Source organism: Vreelandella salicampi, assembly GCF_013415105.1.
Lineage (GTDB): Bacteria > Pseudomonadota > Gammaproteobacteria > Pseudomonadales > Halomonadaceae > Vreelandella > Vreelandella salicampi.
The window spans coordinates 154,122-175,765 of the sequence record NZ_JACCDF010000001.1 but is presented as its reverse complement, the minus strand read 5'-3'; the positions used below and the strand labels follow the sequence as shown (position 1 = coordinate 175,765).

Annotated in this window: 17 protein-coding genes; 9 read left to right on the top strand and 8 right to left on the bottom strand. The window is 56.4% G+C overall.

Annotated elements, in window-relative coordinates:
• Window positions 1-15 precede the first annotated feature (15 nt).
• The 4 genes from cysD (at window position 16) to HZS81_RS00805 (ending at window position 4,402) form a co-directional block, all read left to right on the top strand.
• Window positions 16-999 carry a sulfate adenylyltransferase subunit CysD gene (gene cysD, locus HZS81_RS00820; protein ID WP_179928659.1) on the top strand — a complete coding sequence of 328 codons (984 nt, stop codon included), beginning with the start codon at window positions 16-18 and terminating at the stop codon, window positions 997-999.
• A gap of 1 nt (window position 1,000) precedes the next feature.
• Entirely contained in the window at window positions 1,001-2,437 is a 1,437-nt protein-coding gene (cysN, locus tag HZS81_RS00815) for a sulfate adenylyltransferase subunit CysN (RefSeq protein WP_179928658.1), read from the top strand.
• A gap of 141 nt (window positions 2,438-2,578) precedes the next feature.
• On the top strand, window positions 2,579-3,694 hold the full coding sequence (locus HZS81_RS00810) for an App1 family protein (protein ID WP_422141215.1): 1,116 nt from the start codon (window positions 2,579-2,581) through the stop codon (window positions 3,692-3,694).
• Window positions 3,695-3,727: 33 nt separating this feature from the next.
• A complete protein-coding gene (locus tag HZS81_RS00805) occupies window positions 3,728-4,402 on the top strand; it encodes a zinc metallopeptidase (RefSeq protein ID WP_179928657.1) in 675 nt (224 codons plus the stop codon).
• A 5-nt stretch (window positions 4,403-4,407) separates the two neighbouring features.
• Here the strand turns inward: HZS81_RS00805 and cmoB are convergent, their stop codons facing one another.
• Both cmoB and cmoA read right to left on the bottom strand, forming a co-directional pair.
• Window positions 4,408-5,376: a tRNA 5-methoxyuridine(34)/uridine 5-oxyacetic acid(34) synthase CmoB gene (cmoB, locus tag HZS81_RS00800; protein WP_179929008.1), complete on the bottom strand. Its 969-nt coding sequence runs from the start codon at window positions 5,374-5,376 to the stop codon at window positions 4,408-4,410.
• Window positions 5,377-5,416: 40 nt separating this feature from the next.
• Window positions 5,417-6,160 (bottom strand): carboxy-S-adenosyl-L-methionine synthase CmoA, encoded by a 744-nt coding sequence (gene cmoA, locus HZS81_RS00795; protein WP_179928656.1) that lies wholly within the window; start codon window positions 6,158-6,160, stop codon window positions 5,417-5,419.
• A 102-nt stretch (window positions 6,161-6,262) separates the two neighbouring features.
• Between cmoA and pgi the strand changes: the two genes are divergently transcribed.
• The 5 genes from pgi to serB all read left to right on the top strand — a co-directional run bounded on the left by pgi (window position 6,263) and on the right by serB (window position 15,636).
• Complete coding sequence (gene pgi / locus HZS81_RS00790) at window positions 6,263-7,960, top strand: glucose-6-phosphate isomerase (protein WP_179928655.1); 1,698 nt, start codon at window positions 6,263-6,265, stop codon at window positions 7,958-7,960.
• Window positions 7,961-8,097: 137 nt separating this feature from the next.
• Entirely contained in the window at window positions 8,098-9,993 is a 1,896-nt protein-coding gene (gene parE / locus HZS81_RS00785; protein WP_179928654.1) for a DNA topoisomerase IV subunit B, read from the top strand.
• A gap of 121 nt (window positions 9,994-10,114) precedes the next feature.
• Complete coding sequence (locus tag HZS81_RS00780) at window positions 10,115-12,100, top strand: methyl-accepting chemotaxis protein (RefSeq protein WP_179928653.1); 1,986 nt, start codon at window positions 10,115-10,117, stop codon at window positions 12,098-12,100.
• Window positions 12,101-12,174: 74 nt separating this feature from the next.
• Window positions 12,175-14,430: a DNA topoisomerase IV subunit A gene (parC, locus tag HZS81_RS00775; protein ID WP_194249241.1), complete on the top strand. Its 2,256-nt coding sequence runs from the start codon at window positions 12,175-12,177 to the stop codon at window positions 14,428-14,430.
• Between the two features lie 3 nt (window positions 14,431-14,433).
• Window positions 14,434-15,636, top strand: a complete 1,203-nt coding sequence (gene serB / locus HZS81_RS00770) for a phosphoserine phosphatase SerB (RefSeq protein WP_179928652.1) — start codon at window positions 14,434-14,436, stop codon at window positions 15,634-15,636.
• A gap of 57 nt (window positions 15,637-15,693) precedes the next feature.
• Here serB and HZS81_RS00765 read toward each other — a convergent pair whose 3' ends face one another.
• The 6 genes from HZS81_RS00765 to HZS81_RS00740 are packed head-to-tail and all read right to left on the bottom strand — an operon-like array spanning window position 15,694 to window position 21,523.
• Entirely contained in the window at window positions 15,694-16,080 is a 387-nt protein-coding gene (locus HZS81_RS00765) for a Na+/H+ antiporter subunit G (RefSeq protein WP_179928651.1), read from the bottom strand.
• A 14-nt stretch (window positions 16,081-16,094) separates the two neighbouring features.
• A complete protein-coding gene (locus tag HZS81_RS00760; protein ID WP_075879069.1) occupies window positions 16,095-16,364 on the bottom strand; it encodes a K+/H+ antiporter subunit F in 270 nt (89 codons plus the stop codon).
• Entirely contained in the window at window positions 16,358-16,855 is a 498-nt protein-coding gene (locus HZS81_RS00755) for a Na+/H+ antiporter subunit E (protein ID WP_179928650.1), read from the bottom strand. The genes HZS81_RS00760 and HZS81_RS00755 overlap by 7 nt, the downstream gene beginning before the upstream one ends.
• Complete coding sequence (locus tag HZS81_RS00750; RefSeq protein ID WP_179928649.1) at window positions 16,852-18,363, bottom strand: monovalent cation/H+ antiporter subunit D; 1,512 nt, start codon at window positions 18,361-18,363, stop codon at window positions 16,852-16,854. The genes HZS81_RS00755 and HZS81_RS00750 overlap by 4 nt, the downstream gene beginning before the upstream one ends.
• Complete coding sequence (locus tag HZS81_RS00745; protein WP_179928648.1) at window positions 18,360-18,692, bottom strand: Na+/H+ antiporter subunit C; 333 nt, start codon at window positions 18,690-18,692, stop codon at window positions 18,360-18,362. Before HZS81_RS00745 ends, HZS81_RS00750 begins: the two co-directional genes overlap by 4 nt.
• On the bottom strand, window positions 18,692-21,523 hold the full coding sequence (locus tag HZS81_RS00740) for a monovalent cation/H+ antiporter subunit A (RefSeq protein ID WP_179928647.1): 2,832 nt from the start codon (window positions 21,521-21,523) through the stop codon (window positions 18,692-18,694). The genes HZS81_RS00745 and HZS81_RS00740 overlap by 1 nt, the downstream gene beginning before the upstream one ends.
• Between the last annotated feature and the right edge of the window lie 121 nt (window positions 21,524-21,644).

Sequence of the window (21,644 nt, the reverse complement as noted above, 5' to 3'; positions counted from 1 at the left end):
ATGAGGTAGTGGTACATGGTCCAGCTTTCTGAAGTTTCCCCCCAAGAGGTAGCCTCCCGGCATGAGGTCGAACCGTCGGCTTTTACTGCCCCCGATGCTGCTCGCTTAACGCATTTAAAACAGTTAGAAGCGGAGTCGATCCATATTATCCGCGAAGTGGCGGCCGAATTTTCTAACCCGGTGATGATGTACTCCATCGGTAAAGACTCCTCGGTCATGCTTCACCTAGCGCGCAAAGCGTTTTACCCCGGTACGCCGCCCTTTCCGCTTTTGCACGTGGACACCACCTGGAAGTTCCGCGAGATGATCGAGTTTCGCAATCGCATGGCTACAGATGCGGGCATGGAGCTGATCGTCCACACAAATGAAGACGGGCGCGCGGCGGGTATCAACCCCTTTGATCACGGCAGTGCTAAGTACACCGATATCATGAAAACCCAGGCGCTTAAGCAAGCGCTCGATAAGCATGGGTTTGATGCTGCCTTCGGTGGGGCGCGCCGCGACGAAGAGGCGAGTCGCGCCAAAGAACGTGTTTACTCGTTTCGCGATAAGTACCACCGCTGGGACCCGAAGAATCAGCGCCCGGAGCTTTGGAATATCTACAACGCCAAGATAAACAAAGGCGAGTCTATTCGCGTTTTTCCGCTCTCCAACTGGACCGAGCTGGATATTTGGCAGTATATCTATCTTGAACACATTCCTATCGTACCGCTTTACTACGCCGCCCCGCGTCCGGTGGTCGAGCGCGATGGTATGCAGGTCATGGTCGATGATGAGCGTATGCCGCTAGCGCCAGATGAAGTTCCCGAAGAGAAGTGGGTGCGCTTTCGTACGCTCGGCTGTTATCCGCTCACTGGAGCGGTGCAGTCCAGCGCTGCCACACTGCCCGAGATTATTCAGGAAATGCTGCTGACTAAAACGTCAGAACGTAGCGGTCGAGCGATTGATCACGATCAGGCTGGCTCGATGGAGCGTAAAAAGCGCGAGGGGTATTTTTAATATGGCACACCAATCAACATTGATCGCGGATAACATCGAGCAGTATCTGCACGAGCATGAAAACAAAGACCTGCTGCGCTTTATTACCTGCGGCAGCGTCGACGACGGCAAATCGACCCTGATTGGGCGGTTGTTACACGACTCGAAAATGATTTTCGAGGATCAATTGGCCGCGATTACTGCCGCCTCCAAAACCAGCGGTACCACCGGCGACACGGTGGATCTGGCGCTTTTGGTTGACGGGCTGCAGTCTGAGCGCGAGCAGGGCATTACCATTGACGTGGCATATCGCTTTTTCTCGACCGAAAAGCGCAAGTTCATCATTGCCGATACGCCAGGGCATGAGCAGTACACTCGTAACATGGCGACCGGCGCCTCGAACGCGAGCTTGGCCATTATTTTGATCGACGCCCGTTATGGCGTACAGACGCAAACGCGTCGCCACAGCTTTATCGCCGACCTGCTGGGCATTCAGCATTTGGTCATCGCGGTGAACAAGATGGACTTAGTCGGCTTTTCCCAGGCCCGCTTTGACGAAATCGTGGACGAGTATCAGGCGTTTGCGCAAAACCTGAACGCCACCGACATCCGCTTTGTGCCCATTTCAGCACTTGATGGCGATAACGTGGTCAACGCCAGTGAACAAACCCCCTGGTATTTTAATGACTCGCGCTATGCTGGCGAGGCGCTTTTGAGTCTGCTGGAAAACGTCGAGATTCGTCGCGATAAGAACCTAACCAACCTACGTCTTCCGGTGCAGTACGTTAACCGTCCACACCTTGATTTCCGAGGTTATTGCGGCACATTGGCTGCGGGTGTCGTGCGTCCCGGGCAGCGGGTGAAAGCCCTGCCATCACAGAAAATCGCCACAGTTGAGCGAGTGGTAACGTTTGACGGCGACTTGGCCGCGGCGTATCCCGGTCAGGCGATTACGTTGACGCTGGATGAAGAGATCGATATTTCCCGTGGGGATTGGCTTGTTGCGGCGGATGAGTCGGTGCCGCTGTCCAACGCGTTCAGTGCCGATATCGTCTGGATGCACGATGAGGTGCTAACGCCCGGCAAGCTGTATGACTTCAAGCTTGCTACGCGGGATCTTTCCGGCCAGGTGCGCCATATCGATTACCAAACCGATGTGAATACGTTGGAAAAGCACGCCTGCGATTCGCTCTCGCTCAACGCCATTGCCCGCTGCGAAGTTGAGCTAACGGCAGAAATTCCGGTCGACGATTATCGCCAAAGCCCGGGTACGGGCAGCTTTATTATCATCGACCGGCTGACTAACGTTACGGTGGGGGCGGGGATGATTCGCAACGCCGTCGCGGCTAACGATACAGCGCCACAAACCGATTGGGCGGCGTTTGAGCGCGACTTAAATGCCTTGGTTCGCAAGCATTTCCCGCACTGGGAGGCGAAAGATATTCGCTCGCTGCTCTAATCAGCATGATTAAAGCGTTAGGCTGACGTAAAGCGCATTCACGCCCTACCTTAAAGCGTGTACCTTAAAGCGGAACACGTTTGTGGTAGGGCGTTTTATGTCGAAAGGCCGAAGGTGATCAATGCAACAACGGAGGCGGGTATGATGCACAGTCTACGCATGCTGTGGCATTTCATTAAACGGTTGTTGCATTTGGTGGCCTCCCCGATTCGTCGGGACCGAGGGCGCGGCGGTATTGTGGTTCACCCCTACCGCGGTTATGGCTCGCAACAAGAAGTCTTTGTCATGGGGCGTGTTTTTCGTCAAGCGCCGCTCGGGCGTGCGATTCCACGCTGGGGTTTTTTTCGCGATACCGCTGACGTGGCGCGGCGAATCTTCCGCCGCGGACTTGCCGATACTCGGGTTGAAGTTTACTTAGGCGAGAACCTGCATCAAGTCGTCACGGATCGTGATGGCTATTTTGAAGTGCGCGTGTCGCTTGAGCATCCGTTGCCTATCGATGTGTCATGGCACCGAGCGGATATATGGGTGAGAGCGAAAGGAGAGGCACCTATTCGCACGCAGGTGGAAGTGTTTGTGCCGCCACCTGAGGCCGATTTGCTGATTATCAGCGATATCGACGATACGGTGATGTTTACCGGCGTGGCAGAGAAACTCAAAATGCTTTATCGCCTGTTTGTGAAAAAGCCGCACCGCCGCACGGCGTTTCCCGGTGTCGCCTCGCTCTATCAAGCGCTTCATCGCGGCGAAAGTGGGAAAGCCGAACGGCCTATTCTCTACGTCTCGCGCGGCCCTTGGGCCATTTATGAACTGCTGGAAGCTTTCTTTCAGCTTAACCGTATTCCCGTGGGGCCTATTTTGTTTCTACGCGAGTGGGGGATTTCCTGGCGTCACCCTCTGCCGCGTCGCGCTGAAGACCACAAGCGTGATTTGATTGATCGTATGCTGGCGCTCTTTGATGATTTGCCTTGTGTGCTTATCGGTGATAGCGGCCAACACGATCCCGAAGTCTATACCGACATTGTTAAAGCGTATCCTCATCGCATTGCCGCAATTTATATCCGCCAAGTGGGGAGCGACCCTCAGCGCGAGGCAGCGATACACAAGCTGCAGCGTGAACTTGCGCTCACCTCTTGTGATCTTATTCTTGCTGCCGATAGCATCAAAATGGCGGAGCATGCGTATGAGAACGGCCATATTTCGGTGCGCGGATTGCAATCCGTCAAGCGCGATGTGGCGGATAACCCCATGGCATAATGCGCGTAAACCGCATTCGGGAGCGTTTTGTCTATGATCGTCGTGCTGATCGTTTTCTTGCTGGCTATTTTTGTACTGCCCAACCTTTGGGCTAAATGGGTGTTAAAGCGTCACACGCGTGGGCGCAAGGATTACCCCGGCACCGGTGCCGAGCTAGCCGATCACCTATTGCGCCGCTTTGGTATCGAAGGCGTAAAAGTCGAGCGCACCGAACAAGGAGATCATTACGATCCTGAGGCGCGTCGTGTGCGCTTGTCTCCTGAGCACTACGATGGCCGTTCGCTTACCGCTGTGACCGTGGCTGCTCACGAAGTCGGACACGCCATTCAACACCATCAGGGGTATGCGCCGCTGATCGCTCGCAGTCGCTTAGTCAAGCTGGCCCAAAAAGCAGAGAAGGTGGGGGCAATACTGATGATGGCCGCGCCGTTTCTGTTTATTTTGACTCGCCTGCCAGGCGGGCTGGCGCTGGTGGTGGGCATGGCGGTGATAAGCTTCGGCACTGCTGCCGTGGTGCACTTGGTCACGCTGCCGGTGGAGTTTGACGCCAGCTTCAATCGCGCACTGCCGATGCTCAAAGAGTATGTTCCCCCTTACGATATGCCCGGTGCCCGCCATGTGCTCACCGCCTGCGCGTTCACCTACGTCGCCGCGTCGCTTGCCAGCGTCATGAACCTCGGCCGCTGGTTGGTGATCCTGAGAAGGTAACTTACTTACCCCGGCTTATTCGCCATGACGACTGCGCGGCGTGGAGCAGGGTAGCCTTCAATCGTTCGGGTGGGGTCCGCTGGGTCGAGAAAATCGATAAGCGATTGATAGGTCATCCACTCGGTTGAGCGCTGCTCGTCGAGCGTAGTGATGGCTTCATCGACAACGCGGACGTTGCTGAAACCGCAGCGTTCTAGCCAGTGGCAAAGTGCCTTGGAAGAGGGCAGAAAGTAGACGTTGGGCATCGCCGCGTAGCGCTCACCGGGGAGCAGTACCGTCTGTTCGTCGCCTTCCACCACGAGCGTTTCCAACACCAGTTCGCCGCCGGGGGCGAGGGCCGCTTTTAGCTGCTGTAAGTGCTCCAGCGGCGCCGGCCGGTGGTAGAGCACGCCCATGGAGAATACGGTGTCGAAAAAGCCCAAGTTCTCCGGCACGTCCTCGATGCCGACGGGCAGAAAGTGCGTGCGATAGTCATCGGCGTTGCCGACGAAATGACGCACGGCGTGAAACTGCCAGTAAAAACGCGGCGAGGGGTCAATCACCAAAACGAAATCGGCGCCGGCGCCGGCCATGCGCCAGGCGTGATAGCCGCTACCGCCGCCGACATCCAGCACCTTGCGATATTCAAGCGGTGCCAGGTGGGGGGCGACGCGCTGCCACTTCCAGTCCGAGCGCCACTCGGTATCGATGAAAATCTCGCCAAGCTGAAAAGGTCCTTTGCGCCACGGCGCGAGTTTTTTTAGCAGGTTCTCGCACTGGCGGTGCTGGCTATCGCTCAGTTTAAGGTCGACCGTAACGGTATCGCGATCCAGCTGCACAGTGCGCCCGACCGGTAGTTCGGGCAGCTTGGCCACGGCTTTTTCCCACATGGGTAAGTCACCGTGACGTTTGCGATCAAGCCCATTGGCAAGTTGCTCGGGGAGTTTGGCAAGCCAATCGGTTAGCTCCTGATCAAGAAAAGCCTGGTAGAGCATGCGGTGGTCGTCGGGCAAAGGCGTATTGGAGTGTGCCACCTTAACTCTCCTTGAAGGCGATCATGGACGCAAAATTCAGGTACTGAAACCAGGTGAGCGAGCGCGCAAACCCGGCTTTTTTTAGCCGCGCGTGATGCGCTTCGAGCGTATCAGGCACGAGCACGTTCTCAAGCGCGGTGCGTTTCTGGCTGATTTCTAAATCGCTGTAGCCGTTAGCGCGTTTGAAATCATGATAGCGTTCGACGCGCCAGGCATTGTCGCGTTCGTCAAGGTCGACGGTCTTCTCCGAGAGTACCAGCACGCCGCCGGGTTCCAGAGCGTGATAGAGCGTGGCGAGGAGGGCGTCGCGATCTTCCGGGGGAAGAAACTGCAGCGTGAAGTTGAGAATGATCATGCCCGATGGCGCGTAATCAAGCTCCCGAATATCGGCTTCTTGCACCTGCATGGCGTGCTCAGGGCACTCTTCACGAAAGGTCTGCCGCGCGCGCTCGACCATGGCCGGGGAAAGGTCCACCCCGGTGTAGCGAAACGCCTCAGGCGGCAAAGCGCCCGCGAGTGCAAGGCCCGAGGCGCCCAGCGAACAGCCTAGATCATACACGTGCGCACCGTGGCGTAAATGGCGCTGCGCAATGAGGCTTAGCATGCCCAGAATTTGCCCGTAACCGGGCACTGAACGACGGATCATGTCAGGGAAACAGGCCACTACCTGCTCATCGAAGGAAAAGCGCGCGACACGATCAAGGGGTGTGGAAAAGATAGCGTCGCGGTAAGATGCATCACTCATGGGGCAAGCCGGGTTCATCGCAAAAAGAGGGCCATAGTTTACGCGCCCTGCGGGAAGCAGAACAGGCCCGGCCGCACAGCACGACGCCACAGGAGAGGGCACATGGCATCCGCAACATCCACCGCAACACCCACGACTCGCGATAGACTGCCGGCCTGGCAAGCGCTTAAGCGCCATGCCGAGACGCAAAAAAAAGTGCATGTAAAGACGCTTTTTGCGCGTGACCCTAATCGCTTTAACACCTTCACGCGTGATGTCGCGGGGCTGACGCTGGATCTTTCCAAGCAGCGGTGGGATGCAGAGACACTCCAGCAGTTGCTCGCGTTAGCAGAAGAGTCGGCGGTGCCAGAGGCGATCACTGCGTTACTTAGCGGCCAACGGGTGAATACCAGCGAAGACCGCCCGGCGCTGCATACGGCATTGCGCTTGCCTAAAGCGGCGACGCTCAAGGTAGACGGTGAGGACGTGGTGGCGGCGGTCCATGAAAGCCTTCAACAGATGGAAGCGTTGGTGGTCCGCCTTCACGCCGGGCAGTGGCGGGGAGCGACCGGCAAACCCATTAAGGATGTGGTGAACCTGGGGGTGGGCGGCTCGGACCTGGGGCCGCTGATGGTCACGCACGCGCTGGCGGATTTTCGCCCCGCCGATGTGTATCCGGTGGAAGTGCATTTTGCCTCGACCATGGACGGCTCGCAGCTGGCTGACTACTTAAGCCGCTTCAACCCCGAAACGACGCTCTTTGTGCTGTCGTCGAAATCGTTCACTACGATCGATACGCTTTCTAACGCCAACACGGCGCGGGACTGGCTATTGGCGCAGCTGACGCGCCAAGGCGCGACGCCGATTAGCGCCGAGCTGGTGGTGCGCCAGCACTTTATCGGCGTCTCCGCCTGCCCGGAAAAGATGAACGAATGGGGCATTGCCAGCGCGCATCAGCTCCGCTTTTGGGAGTGGGTCGGCGGGCGTTACTCGCTCTGGGGCACCATCGGCTTGCCGATTGCGCTGGTGATTGGTATGGCAAATTTCCGCGAACTGCTTGCCGGCGCCCATACCATGGATCGTCATTTCCAAGAGGCGCCACTTGCCGATAACGTGCCGGTGCTACTGGCCTTGGCGGGTATCTGGAATGTCAATTTTCTTGATATTCGCGCCCATTCGATTTTGCCTTATGACGGGCGACTGGAATATTTCGCCGCCTACCTTGAGCAGTTGGAAATGGAGTCCAACGGTAAGTCCGTGACGCGCCAGGGCCAAGCAATTGATTATTCCACCTGCCCGGTACTGTGGGGGCAACTCGGCCCTAACGCGCAGCACGCGTTCTATCAATTACTGCACCAAGGCACGCAACCGGTGGAATGCGATTTCATCGCGCCGCTTAAGCGTTACGATGACGTGGCAGACCCCGAAACCCGCCGGCATTTGAAATCACAGCATAAGCTTGCACTGGCCAACTGTTTTGCCCAGTCACGGGTGCTGATGTTGGGTGACGACGCGATAGACGACGATGGTCCACGCCCGGCTCACAAGCGTTATCGCGGCAACCAGCCGTCTTCCACGGTGCTGCTTGACCAGCTTACGCCCGCCACGCTCGGTGCGCTGATTGCGCTTTACGAGCACAAAGTCTTTGTGCAAGCGGTAATCTGGGACATCAACCCGTTCGATCAATGGGGCGTGGAGTTGGGTAAGAAAATCGCCACCGATACGCACAAAATCCTCGACCACGAAGGCAGCCTTGATCCCATGGACACCTCAACACGCGGCTTGATAGAAGCGTTTTGGGCGGTCGAGAAAGATAGTTGATAGCGCTGATTGATAATCTGAGTAGATAGTTCTGGTAGATAGCCCTGGTCGTCAGGGTGGGTGGATATACAGCTGTTTGCTTTTCCGCTATCCTATCTGCCTTTTGCTCGCTTTGACCCTTCAGGAAACGACGCGACATGAACCAGTTTGATGCCTCTCAGTATGGCGCCAGTTCCATCGAAGTCTTGTCGGGGCTTGAGCCGGTGCGCAAACGTCCCGGCATGTACACCGACACCTCGCGGCCTAACCACCTCGCGCAAGAAGTGATTGATAACAGTGTCGATGAGGCGCTGGCAGGCCACGCCAACGCCATTACGGTGGTGCTGTTAAGCGACGGTGCGATCGAAGTAGAGGATAACGGCCGCGGGATGCCCATCGACATGCACCCCGAGCACGGTGTGTCGGGCGTGGAGTTGATCTTTACCAAGCTTCACTCGGGAGGGAAATTCTCCGCCACCAGTTACCGTTTCTCCGGCGGCCTACACGGCGTCGGGGTGTCGGTGGTTAACGCGCTATCACGCCGGTTAGATGTCGAAGTCACCCGCGACGGTGCACGCCATGGCATGGCTTTCGAATTTGGTGAAAAAGTTGAAGAGTTGCACCCTATCGGCAAGGCGCCCAAGCGCACCACTGGCACGTTGGTGCGTTTCTGGCCCGATGAGAGCTACTTCGATAGCCCTAAACTCTCGATTAGCCGCTTAAAACACCTGCTCCGCGCCAAAGCGGTGCTGTGCCCCGGGCTTGCCGTCACGCTGGTGGAGACCGATGGTACCAAGACCGAATGGGCCTATGCTGATGGCTTGCGCGACTACCTGGCTGAATCGACCGATGGCTATGAGGTGCTGCCCAGCGAGCCGTTTGTCGGCCACTTTAGCGACGATGAACACGGCGTTGATTGGGCCATTCAGTGGCTGCCTGAAGGCGGCGAAGCGCTGATGGAAAGCTACGTCAACCTGATACCCACGCCGCAAGGCGGCACCCACGTCAACGGCTTTCGCGCCGGGCTCTTAGAGGCGCTGCGCGAGTTTTGCGAATACCGAAGCCTGTTACCTCGCGGGATCAAACTCACCGCTGATGACCTCTGGGAACGGGTATCATTCGTGCTCTCGGTGAAAATGCTTGACCCGCAGTTTGCCGGGCAAACCAAAGAGCGCCTCTCCTCGCGCACCATTGCCGGCTTTGTTTCCGGCGTGGTGAAAGATGCTTTCTCACTGTGGCTCAACCATCATATCGACCAGGCCGAAGCCTTGGCTGAACTGGTGATTAGCTCGGCCCAACAGCGCCAGAAAAAGGCCAAAAAAGTCGCCCGCAAGAAAGTGACCTCGGGGCCTGCGCTACCCGGTAAGCTTGCGGACTGCTCGGGCCAAGACCCGGCACAGAGCGAGCTATTCCTGGTGGAGGGTGATTCGGCAGGCGGCAGTGCCAAGCAGGCACGTAACCGCGAAACCCAGGCGATTTTGCCCCTGCGCGGTAAGATTCTGAACACCTGGGAAGTCGACTCCCACGATATCTACAGCTCCCAGGAAGTCCACGATATCGCCGTGGCTATTGGCGCCGACCCCGGTAGCGCAGATCTGGAGAAGCTGCGTTACCACAAGCTTTGTATTCTCGCCGATGCCGACTCTGACGGCCTGCATATTGCCACGCTCTTGTGCGCGCTGTTCGTCAAACACTTCCCAAGTCTCGTCGACGCGGGCCATGTGTATGTCGCCATGCCGCCGCTTTATCGCATCGACTTGGGTAAGGAAGTCCACTATGCCTTGGACGAGAGCGAGAAAGCGGCGATTCTTAAGCAGCTTGCCAAAAAGCGCGGCACGCCGAATGTTCAGCGTTTCAAAGGCCTGGGCGAAATGAGCCCGCTGCAGCTGCGTGAAACCACCATGGCGGTGGAAACCCGCCGCCTAGTGCAACTAACGCGTGATGAAGGCGACGGCACTCAAGAAATGATGGACATGCTGCTGGCCAAAAAGCGCGCCGGTGATCGCAAAAAGTGGCTGGAAGATTACGGCAATCTCGCGGATATCGAGGTGTAGTTAAAAGCTGACAAAACGTTAAAAGGCGTTGTTCAATAGATGTGTGCATTTGCCTAAAGTTGATTGTAAGTTTTCATACACAATAAAAACGCAATAAATATACATTCAAAGGGGGAGGGGTGTGATTAACACGATATCTCGACAGTTAACGCTGTCTGCGGTGGTGCTAACGCTATTAATGGGCATAGGCATTTACGGCGTCATGGCATGGAGAGGCCAGCCGCTCGTTATCGATGCAAGCGAGGCGTTGATAGAGCGTACTGGGGACTCGATTGTAAATGCGCTCAATGGGCAATTAGCCAGGGTCGAGGGCAATACCTCGAGCTTGGCGGCCTTGGCTGAGTCTCTACCGCGTGAAGAAGCCATTTACCATGAGGCTTTGCCCAACGTGGTTGATGATAATGGCAATGCAACGATTGCCGGCGGTGGTATTTGGCCAGAACCCGGTGCATTTTCACCGGATGTTGAGCGCTATAGCTTCTTCTGGGCACGCAATGCCCAGGGAGAGCTGGAGTTCTTGGATGATTATAACGCAAGCAATATGGCGCCTTATCACGATGAAGCATGGTATAGCAGTGCTCGCGATGCGACGCCGGGGCAGTGCGTATGGTCCGCCGCCTATCGTGACCCGACGACTGGCGTTGCGATGGTGACTTGTAGCGTGCCTTATTACATCGATAATGCTTTTGCAGGCGTGGCCACGATTGATATGCAGCTGGATGGTGTTGCCTCGTTTCTCGCTGAAAACGGCGCCAGCACGGGTGGCTATGCCTTTGTGCTGGATAAAGACAACAACGTGATTAATTTTCCTGGCGTAGAGCAAGCGTCGGACGAGATGCAGGGCCTGGGTGATGCCGTGCGTGACATGCCCTGGCTGCAGCCTGTTGTAGAGGCCGTTGAAGCTGGTCGGGAACAGGCTAGCGTAGAAACGGCAGGTGTATTAGACAAGCCTGCGGCAATTCGCTTGTTCGATATGCCGGACACAGGCTGGACGCTTGGTTTGGTAACGCCGAGCGAGCAGGTAACGGCCTTGGCGCGTACTTTAACGCGTGACTTGCTGGTCTTCATTTTACCGCTGTTGGCGCTACTACTTGCGCTGGGCTGGTGGGGCGGACGTATGTTGTTGCGCCAGATTCGCAGCACTACTAGGCAAATTGACCAACTGGGCCAGGGTGGATCCAGTCGTGAGCTGACCATTTACCGCGACGATGAAATCGGTGAACTCCGCAGGGCTGTTAACCGCTATGCAGATAAGTTGCAGCGCCTGTTTGGCGACGTGCGCGGTGTGGCGGAAGCCATCGCCAGCGAATCAACCGAAATTGCGGCGGGCAATACCGAGCTTTCTAGTCGTACCGAGCAGCAAGCGGCTTCTCTGCAAGAGACCTCTTCCACAATGGAAGAGATGGCCACTACGGTGAAGCAAAATGCTGATAATGCTCAAGAGGCGGATCAGCGAGTGAAAGAGTCAGCGGAAAAAGTGAGGCAAGGCGGAAAGCAAGTATCGCAACTCGCGCAATCCATGGAGGCGATCAACGAAAGTTCTGTTGAAGTCTCTTCGATTGTTGATGTGATTGAAAATATCGCCTTTCAAACCAATATCCTGGCGCTCAATGCCTCGGTAGAGGCAGCGCGTGCTGGTGAGCATGGGCGTGGCTTTGCCGTAGTGGCAAGCGAAGTGCGTGAGCTGGCGTCACGCAGCGCCACTTCTGCCAGAAACATTAATGGGCTGATTAAAACCACCTCCGAGCAGATCAAGACAGGCAGTGGCTACGCTCAAGCGGCTGAATCCGCCATGAAAGACATTGTGGTGGCGATAGAAGAGGTTACCGCGCGTATTAGCGAAATCAGCCAAGCGTCTGGCGAGCAGACCAACGGTATTGACGAGATCAACCGGGCGGTAACGCAGATGGATTCGGTGACGCAACAAAATTCTGGCTTGGTCAGTGAAGCGGCGAGTGCTACCAAGGAACTGTCGTTACAGGCTCAGCGCCTAAAAGGCCTCATTGATGAGTTTCACGGTAGCTCTCAAGAAGGGTCACCAGCGGCTGCCCTGTCTAATGCATCAAACGAATCGAACGCATCAAACGAAAGATATCAATTAACATAGTGAGCCATATTAAGTGGCCGCGTGTCCGCTTCTCAACCGCCCCGACTGGGGCGGTTTTGTTGTTAAGGTAGGATATGATCGACATGGACATTCAAGTTGCGGAGGGCGACGTCGAGCGCCTCTCCCTGCGTGATTACACCGAAAAAGCGTACCTTGACTACTCGATGTACGTGATTTTAGATCGCGCCTTGCCCAACATTGGTGATGGCATGAAACCCGTGCAGCGACGCATTGTTTACGCCATGCGGGAGCTGGCGCTGAATGCCAACGCCAAGTACAAAAAGTCAGCGCGCACCGTCGGCGACGTGCTGGGTAAATTCCACCCTCACGGCGACAGCGCCTGTTATGAAGCCATGGTGCTGATGGCACAGCCGTTTAGTTATCGTTACCCGCTGGTAGATGGCCAAGGTAACTGGGGTAGCCCCGACGACCCCAAATCATTTGCGGCCATGCGCTACACTGAGGCAAAGCTATCTAAGTTTGCTGAGGTGTTGTTAAGTGAGCTGGGCCAAGGCACCGTCGACTGGACGCCTAATTTTGACGGCACCATGCAAGAGCCCGTGGTGTTGCCCGCGCGTCTTCCCCATGTGTTACTCAACGGCGGTAGCGGGATTGCCGTGGGCATGGCCACCGATATCCCGCCCCACAATGTGGCGGAAGTGGTCGAAGCGACCTGCCATCTGCTTAGAAACCCCGATGCCACCACTGCTGATTTAATGGAATTTGTACCCGGGCCGGATTTCCCCACCGACGCGGAAATTATTACCCCGCCAGCGGATCTGCGTAAGCTCTACGAATCCGGCCGGGGGTCGGTCAAGATGCGCGCGCGCTACATACGCGAAGAAGCCAATATCGTGATTACCGCGCTGCCGTATCAGGTCAGCGGCGCTAAAGTGCTTGAGCAGATCGCCGCCCAAATGCAGGCCAAAAAGCTGCCCATGGTGGCCGATCTTCGCGATGAATCGACCCACGAAGAGCCTACGCGTCTCGTGATTGAGCCGCGCTCTAGCCGTGTGGATGTGGAATCGATGATGGCGCATCTGTTCGCCACCACAGATTTAGAGAAAAGCGCGCGCGTGAACATGAACGTGATCGGCCTGGATGGCCGCCCGCGCGTTATGCCGCTTCCCGACATGCTTAGCGAGTGGTTACGCTTTCGCCGCGCCACGGTGCGACGCCGCCTAGAGCACCGGCTAGGCAAGGTCGAAGACCGGCTGCATATCCTGGAAGGCTTACTGATCGCCTACCTTGATCTGGATGAAGTGATCCGCATCATCCGCGAAGAGGACGAACCCAAGCCGGCGCTTATTGCAGCCTTTGGGCTGTCTGATCGTCAAGCCGAGGCGATTTTAGAGCTGCGCCTGCGCCATCTTGCCAAGCTCGAAGAGATGAAAATTCGCGGCGAGCAGGACGAACTGGAGAAAGAACGCAAGCAGTTACAAAATCTATTAGGTAGCGAAGCGAAGCTCACCACCTTGATCGAGAAAGAAATTCGCGCGGCAGGCAAAGAGCACGGCGATGAGCGACGCTCACCGCTGGTCGAACGCCAAGAGTCCAAAGCGCTTTCCGAAGTAGAGCTTCTGGGCGCTGACCCGATTACCGTCGTGCTGTCGGAAAAAGGCTGGGTACGTGCCGCCAAAGGCCACGATATCGACCCCGAAGGGCTCTCCTATAAAGCCGGGGATCGTTTCCACCTCGCTACCCGGGGTAAAACCAATCAGCCGTTGGTACTGTTGGACGATACCGGGCGCGCTTATACGCTGAGCGCACATAATCTACCCAGCGCCAGAGGGCAGGGCGAGCCGGTCACCGGGCGTGTCAACGTGGCTGCTGGTGCAAAAATGGCGGGGGTAATGCTGGCTCCGCCTGAGAGTCGTTTTGTGCTTGCCTCAGACGGCGGCTACGGTTTTGTCGCCAAACTCGGCGAGCTGACGGGTAAGAATAAAGCCGGTAAAGGCGTGCTCTCAGTGCCCAAAGGGTGCAGCGTAATGGCGCCGGTGGCCGTGCCTGACGGCGATGATATATGGGTGGCCACGGTGTCCAACGAAGGACGCCTGCTACTCTTTGCCCTTGATCAACTGCCCGAAATGGCTAAGGGTAAAGGTAACAAAATGCTTGATATACCCGGCCCGCGGGCGGCCCGGCGAGAAGAATTTGTCCGCGATATGACCCTATTAAGCGGCGATAACGCGTTGGTGATTTACTCGGGCAAGCGCAAGCTCACCCTCAAAGCAAGCGATCTAGCCTACTATCGCAGCGAGCGTGGGCGGCGCGGTAGCAAACTGCCACGTGGTTTCCAGAAGGTTGATCGATTAGAGGCGGGAGAATAATCCATGAAACGCTGTTTAATTCGCGCCACCGGCGTGGCACGCCCAGGGCAGCTCGCTGCGCTTGGAAAAGCGCTGGCTAAAAGTGGTGCACGCCTTTTGGATATCAACCAGAGCGTGACGTTCGGCATGCTGTCGCTAGAAGCACTGGTGGGGCTGGATCACGACAGCGCCTTGGAAGCTACGCTGTCTGAGGCGGGTGATGCACTGGGGCTAGATGTGCAGGCGATCACCGTCAGCGCCGAGGATTACCACCGCTGGAGCGTAGAAGCGAGCCAACCACGTTTAATTTTGACGCTCTTAGCGCCGCGCCTGCCCGCAGGCATTCTCGCCGAAGTGGGCGGCCTAACCGCTGAATTCGGCTTGACCGTGGAGCTGATTCATCGCCTTTCTGGACGTGAACCCCTAGATGGCGAGGCACCCGTTCACGGCGCCTGCGTGGAGTGCTGGCTGCGCGGTGGAGAAACCAACCTGGAAGCACTGCGCGAAAAAGCCCTGGCGCTAGGCGCGCAGCACGGGGTGGATATCGCCCTGCAGGAAGACTCCATATGGCGCCGTCACCGCCGCTTAGTCTGCTTCGATATGGATTCGACGCTAATTCAAACCGAAGTGATTGACGAGCTGGCGCGTCGCCACGGCGTGGGCGAGGAAGTGGCCGAAGTGACGGAGCGAGCTATGCGCGGCGAACTTGATTTTCAGGAGAGCTTCCGCGAACGCATGAGCAAACTGGCAGGGCTGGATGAGTCGGTGCTGGCGGAGATCGCGGCTAACCTACCGCTGATGGATGGTGTTGAGCGGCTGATGGTGAACCTCAAACATCTGGGGTATCGCACGGCGATTATTTCCGGTGGCTTTACTTACTTTGCCCGCCATCTGCAAGAAACACTGGGCTTTGATGAAATTCATGCCAATGAGTTGGTGATCGAGAACGGCAAGGTGACTGGCGAGGTGCAAACGCCGATTATCGATGCTGAACGCAAAGCCGAGTTGCTGGAGCAGATCGCCCTGCGGGAAGGGCTCACGCTAGATCAAGCCATTGCCGTGGGCGATGGAGCCAACGATTTAAAAATGCTGGCCCAGGCAGGGCTTGGTATTGCCTTTCGCGCCAAGCCGATGGTGCGCGCCCAGGCGCGACAAGCGATCTCCACGCTGGGCATTGATGCCGTGCTGTATTTAATCGGCTATCGCCAGATCGATTTGCTGGATTAATACGCAACCGAGCGCTTCACTATCTTTGCCCAAGCGCTCATTTCAGGCCCTGCAGGTTCAACCGTGGCCTTTGTCGGGGTGCGGTACCGGTTTTTGGGCCACTTCTTCTTCGCGCAACTCCACTGGGTCGCCTTCGGTAATGTCAATATGATGTAACTGCATGTGCAGCCCGGCCTTGGAAAGCAAGTGCGCGCTCACTGGGGCGGTGATAAACAGAAATAGTGTGATCAACAATTCCTGAATATCGGGCTTGCCGTCCTGGCTCCAAAAAAAGAGCGTTGAGGCAATCAGCATGCAGCCGATCCCCAGCGTGGTGGCTTTTGTCGGGCCGTGAAGACGCATATAAAAATCGCGCAGGTGCACCATCCCCATTGAGCCAATAAACAGAAAAATTCCGCCGGCGATAAGCAGCACTGAGGCCAGCACTTCAACGAACCAAGACATAATTACTCCTGCATTTACTCGATGATGTCGCCGCGCAAAATGTATTTGCATACCGCTACCGTGCTGATAAAGCCCAGCATGGCGATTAAAAGCGCCGACTCAAAGTAGGTTTTAGTGTTTAGCCATAGCCCTAACAGTACGATAAGGGCGATGGAGTTGATGTACATGGTATCGAGTGCCAGCACGCGGTCGGGCAAATCAGGCCCTACCGTGAGCCGGTAAAGGTTAAACAGCAGCGCCATGATGACAAGTGCTAGCGTGATATAAAGCGCAACGGTCAGCATTCGTAAATCTCCTTCAGCGGTTGCTCATAGCGCTGACGGATATGCTGGATCAGCGTCTCTTCGTCGTCCACATCAAGGGCATGAATCAGAAGCGATTTACCGTCCATGCGCAAGTTGGCCGACACGGTGCCCGGCGTTAGGCTGATGGTGCTGGCCAGTAGCGTGATCGTGAAACGATCCTCCACCATCAGCGGGTACTCAATAAAGTGCGGGCGTAGTTTGCGCCACGGATTGGCGATTAAGTAAGCGACTTCAAAATTGGCAACCACAATATCTTTGAGGACGCGTAGAGCAAAACGCAGCAGCAATAACGGCTTGCGAATGTGAGGTCTCGCATCCCAAAAACGGTGAGTGAGAAGGGGGATCGCAATCGCCAGCGCACCGCCGAGTACGATTTGGCCAAACGCCGTACTGCGGACTAAAAGCAGCCAAACGAAAAGCAGCAACAGGGATAAAACCGGCGTAGGTAACCACGGGCGCGAGGCAATCATGGGGTATCTCCTGCGTCATGCAACAGCGTTTGAATCAGTGGCTGCGGGTCGGCAAGCTGAGCGGCAGTGGCTTGAGTGTATTCACTCACTGGCCCGGCAAAAATAACCATCAGTGGCGCTGCACTCATTAGCCAAATCACCGCAAACCATTGCTGGCGTGGGAGTACCTTGCCGCTTGCGTTACCGCGATGACTGCGCCAAAAAAGCGTTGAGCCTGCGCGGGAAAGGGCAATCAACGCGGCCAAACTGGACAGCAACACCAGTGGCCAGAGCCATAAGCGCTGATCTCCCTCGGCGGCATTGAGCATTAACGCTTTACCCAGAGCGCCGGAAAACGGCGGAACGCCTGCCACCGCAATGGCGCCGACGAAGAACATAAGCGCTAGCCCGGCGCCTTGTATCATCGGGCGTCCACGTACTAAGCGAGTGCTCGTTTTACCCCGCTGCTGGCCGATCATCTCCGCGAGCAGAAAGAGGGCACCGGTAATCAGCGTGGTATGGATCAGATAATAGAGCAGTGCTGATACCGCTTGCGGCGTTCGCATGCCGATACCAACGAGTAGGGTGCCCACCGAGACCAAGACAAGATACGCCACCAACAAGCGCAAATCTCGCGCGGCGAGGACGCTTACGCCGGCAATGGCAAGGGTTGCCAGCCCAAACCACCACACCCACGGCTGCTCTAGTGCGGAGAGACTCCCCGCTTGATCGCTGAAAATTAGCGAGTAGACGCGCAAAATAGCGTAAATGCCGACTTTTGTCATGACCGCAAACAGGGCTGCCACTGGTGCAGGGGCTGATGCGTAGGCGCGCGGCAGCCAGAAATAGAGCGGTAAAATGGCGGCTTTCAAACCAAAGACAACCAGCAGCATCAATGCGCCCGCTGTGACGAGCCCCTCACGCTCGGCAGGTAGATCGCCTATACGCTGAGCCATATCCGCCATATTGAGCGTACCAGTAGCGCCGTACAAAATACCTACCGCAATCAAAAATAGCGACGAGCCCGCTAGGTTTAAAACAACATAGTGCACGCTGGCTTGAATTCTGGCTTTGCCGCCGCCGTGCAGCAGCAGTGCGTAAGAGGCCAGCAATAGTACTTCAAAAAAGACAAACAGGTTAAACAAATCACCGGTTAAAAAGGCACCGTTGATGCCCATTAGCTGCCACTGAAACAGGCCGTGAAAATTGCTGCCCTTTTCGTCGTCACCCGCGCAGGCAAAGACGACGGCCCCAACGGCAAGAATCGAAGTAACCAGCAGCATTAAAGCGGATAAGCGATCCAGCACCAAAGCAATGCCAAACGGCGGTTGCCAATCACCCAATGCATAGTAGGTGATCTCGCCGCCGGCCGCTTTAGTGACCAGAGCGATGGAAGCGAGTAGCAAAAGCACGGTAGCAACAACGCTGACCCAACGCTTATAGCGCACTAAACCTTGGCGTTGATAGAGCAATAAAATGCCTGCGATTAGCGGTAAGACCACAGGGAGAACAATAAGGTGTTGAGTCATTCGCGAATTTCCTTTTTGCCGTCCACATGGTCATTGCCCGCTTCACTGCGCGCACGCATGGCCAAAATCACCACAAAGGCGGTCATGGCGAAGCCAATCACGATGGCGGTGAGCACAAGCGCTTGTGGTAAGGGGTCGGCAAAGTGGCCATCTCGGTTAGCTAGGGCGGCGCCATCGGTGGTTAAACCGCCCATGGAAAAGAGAAATAGGTTCACGGCATACGAGAGTAACGTAAGGCCAACAACAACGGGGAAGGTGCGCCCGCGCAAGGTGAGGTAAAGTCCGCAGGCAGTTAACACCCCAGTGGTTATGGCGTATAGCATTTCCATTAGCGCGCCTCCTTATTGGGCTTGGGTGTGTCTGCCTCTTTTTCAGATGGTTCAAGCATGGGGCGGTGTGGCGTGGTGACCTTGCCAAGATTGGCGAGGATCATCAGCGTGGCACCGACCACCGCGAGATACACCCCAAGATCAAATAGCAGCGCGCTCGCCAGCTCGAACGTACCAATCAACGGCAGTGTGACGTAGCTAAACGCTGAGGTTAGGAACGGATAGCCAAACAGCCAGCTACCCAGCCCGGTGAGCGTGGCAATGGCCACCCCGACAACGGCTACGGGTTGGAAGGGGAAGTTTAGCCTGTCTTGTGCCCATTCCACGCCACGAGCCATGTAAAGCAAAATGAGCGCCACGGCCGTGATAAGCCCGGCAATAAAGCCACCCCCCGGCAGGTTATGCCCACGCAGGAAAATAAACGCTGACACGAGCAGCGCCAAAGGCAATAGCGCCATGGAAATCGAGGTCAAAATTGCCGGGTAGCGATCCGGCGACCAAACGCGGCCTTCGCCGTCACTGTGCGGAATGAAAAGCCGTAAGCGGTTGAGTAGCTTGAATATCGCGAGGCCAGCCAGGGCCAGTACCGTAATCTCACCCAACGTATCGAAACCGCGGAAATCGACCAGGATCACGTTAACGACGTTATAGCCGCCGCCACCCGGTTTGCTATTTTCGATAAAGAAATCAGATATTGATAGCGTCTCACGGGTTAACACCGCGTAGTTGAGACTCGCCACGACAAGCCCAAGCGCGCTTGCGAGCAAAATATCGCGCACGTTACGCAGTGGGCTCGATTCCTGAGGGGTTTTTTGCGGCAGGAAAAAGAGCGCTAGCATCAGCAAAATCATCGTGACCACTTCCACTGACAGCTGTGTCAACGCCAGATCGGGAGCCGAGAAGCGGGCAAAGGTCAGTGCGACAAAAAGGCCAACGACCGATAGCATTAGCAGTGATATCAAGCGATAACGATGCGTCGCTGCGGTGGCGAGGCCGCCGAATATCAGCATGCCAGCGCCGAGCAGCGCCATTGCGTCTACGGGTTGATTACCCAATGTGCCGGTGAGGTCAGTGATTTGGGCAAGGCCGATCACCCCCATCACAAAGGCAGAAAATAGCAAGAGCCCCATGTAGCGCTGAAGGGAGTTACCCTCGACCACGGCAACACAGCGTTCGGCCCAGTAGCCCAATACCACGATCGCGCGCTCAAACGTACGGCGTGCATCGACGCCGACAAAAGTTTGCGTAAATTGGCGTAAATCGCTGTGGCGCCAGTACATAACGGTGCCGAATACCAGCGCCGCGATGCTCATCATCAAGGGCAGATTAACGCCATGCCAAATAGAGAGATAAAAATCAAACGACTCGCCGAGCACGGCTTGAGTCGCTAAATCGAGCAGGCCCGTGGCCATTAGGCCGGGTAATATCCCAACAACGACACAAAGTACTACCAAAATTTCGACCGGCAAGCGCATCAGGTGCGGCGGTTCGTGGGGCGTTTTTGGCGGCGCTTTGCGCGCGGGCTTGTAGAAGACGGCGTAAACCAAGCGCAGCGAGTAGGCAACCGACAAAATACCGCCGAGAGTTGCCAAAGCGGGCAGTAGCCAGCTGAGCCCGCCGAGGACCGGCGTGGCCACCGTCTCGGTGAAGAACATCTCTTTCGACAAAAAGCCGTTAAATAGCGGCACTCCCGCCATGGCGGCCGCGGCAAGCGTGGTTAAAAGGGCCGTGACGGGCATGGTTTTCTTCAAGCCGCCGAGCTGTTTCAGCTCGCGCGTGCCCGTTTCATGGTCGATGATACCCGCGCTCATAAAGAGAGCTGCTTTAAACGTGGCATGATTCAAGATATGAAACAGCGCGGCGACCACCGCCATGGGGCTGCCAATGCCGAGCAGGACAGTGATTAGCCCTAAATGGCTGACGGTGGAAAAGGCCAAAATGCCTTTAAGGTCGGTTTTAAACAGGGCAAACCAGGCCCCGTAAAGAAGCGTCGCAGTACCCACCAGGGACACAATCACGGTCCAGAGCTCGCTGCCGGCAATGGCCGGATGTAGGCGCGCCATCAAGAAAATACCGGCTTTCACCATGGTGGCAGAATGGAGGTACGCGGAAACAGGCGTGGGCGCTGCCATGGCATGAGGCAGCCAGAACTGAAAGGGGAACTGCGCGGATTTGGTAAAAGCCCCCAGCAGTACCAGAACAAGCATGACAGGGTAGCGCGGGTCGGCGAGAATAGCGTCGCCGCTGGCCAGCACCACATTCAGATCGAAACTCCCCGCGATATCGCCGAGCAGCAAAAAGCCGGCGAGCAGGGCAAGGCCACCCGCGCCGGTGACGGTGAGCGCCATCCTCGCACCTTTGCGTGCTTCGCTTAGGTGTGACCAAAAGCCAATCAGCAAGAATGAGGAGAGGCTGGTTAGTTCCCAGAAAAGCCAAAGCAGAATCAAGTTGTCGGACATCGCAATGCCGACCATGGACGCCATGAATAGCAGCAAGTACGCGTAGAAGCGACCATACGGCTCTTCAGGGCTTAAGTAGAAGTGGGCATAAAGTAAAATGAGTAGCCCAATACCTAATATCAGCAGATTGAAGAGCAGCGTGAGCCCATCAAGCCGCAAGGCAAGTTCGAGCCCGAGTTCAGGCAGCCAAGCGGCCGAGAACCGCAGCGTTTCGCCGTCCAGCAAGGCTGGAACTTGGCTTAGCGTTAGCAGCAGGGCAATCGCAGGTACAATGGCGGTCAGGCAAGTGCACAGTGCGCGCTCACGCTGTCCAAGTAGCGCCGGCACCACAACGCCCAGCAGAGGCAGTAAGGCTATCCACAGCAGTATCATGGGAGGCATCCAATGAAAATGTCTAAAGTCGCATTGCACCGCTTTCAAATGCGATGCAGCGAAGTAGGATACAGCAGTCAGGTTAAGAGAGTATCAGCTCTGTAGAGATTTTGAAGATTTC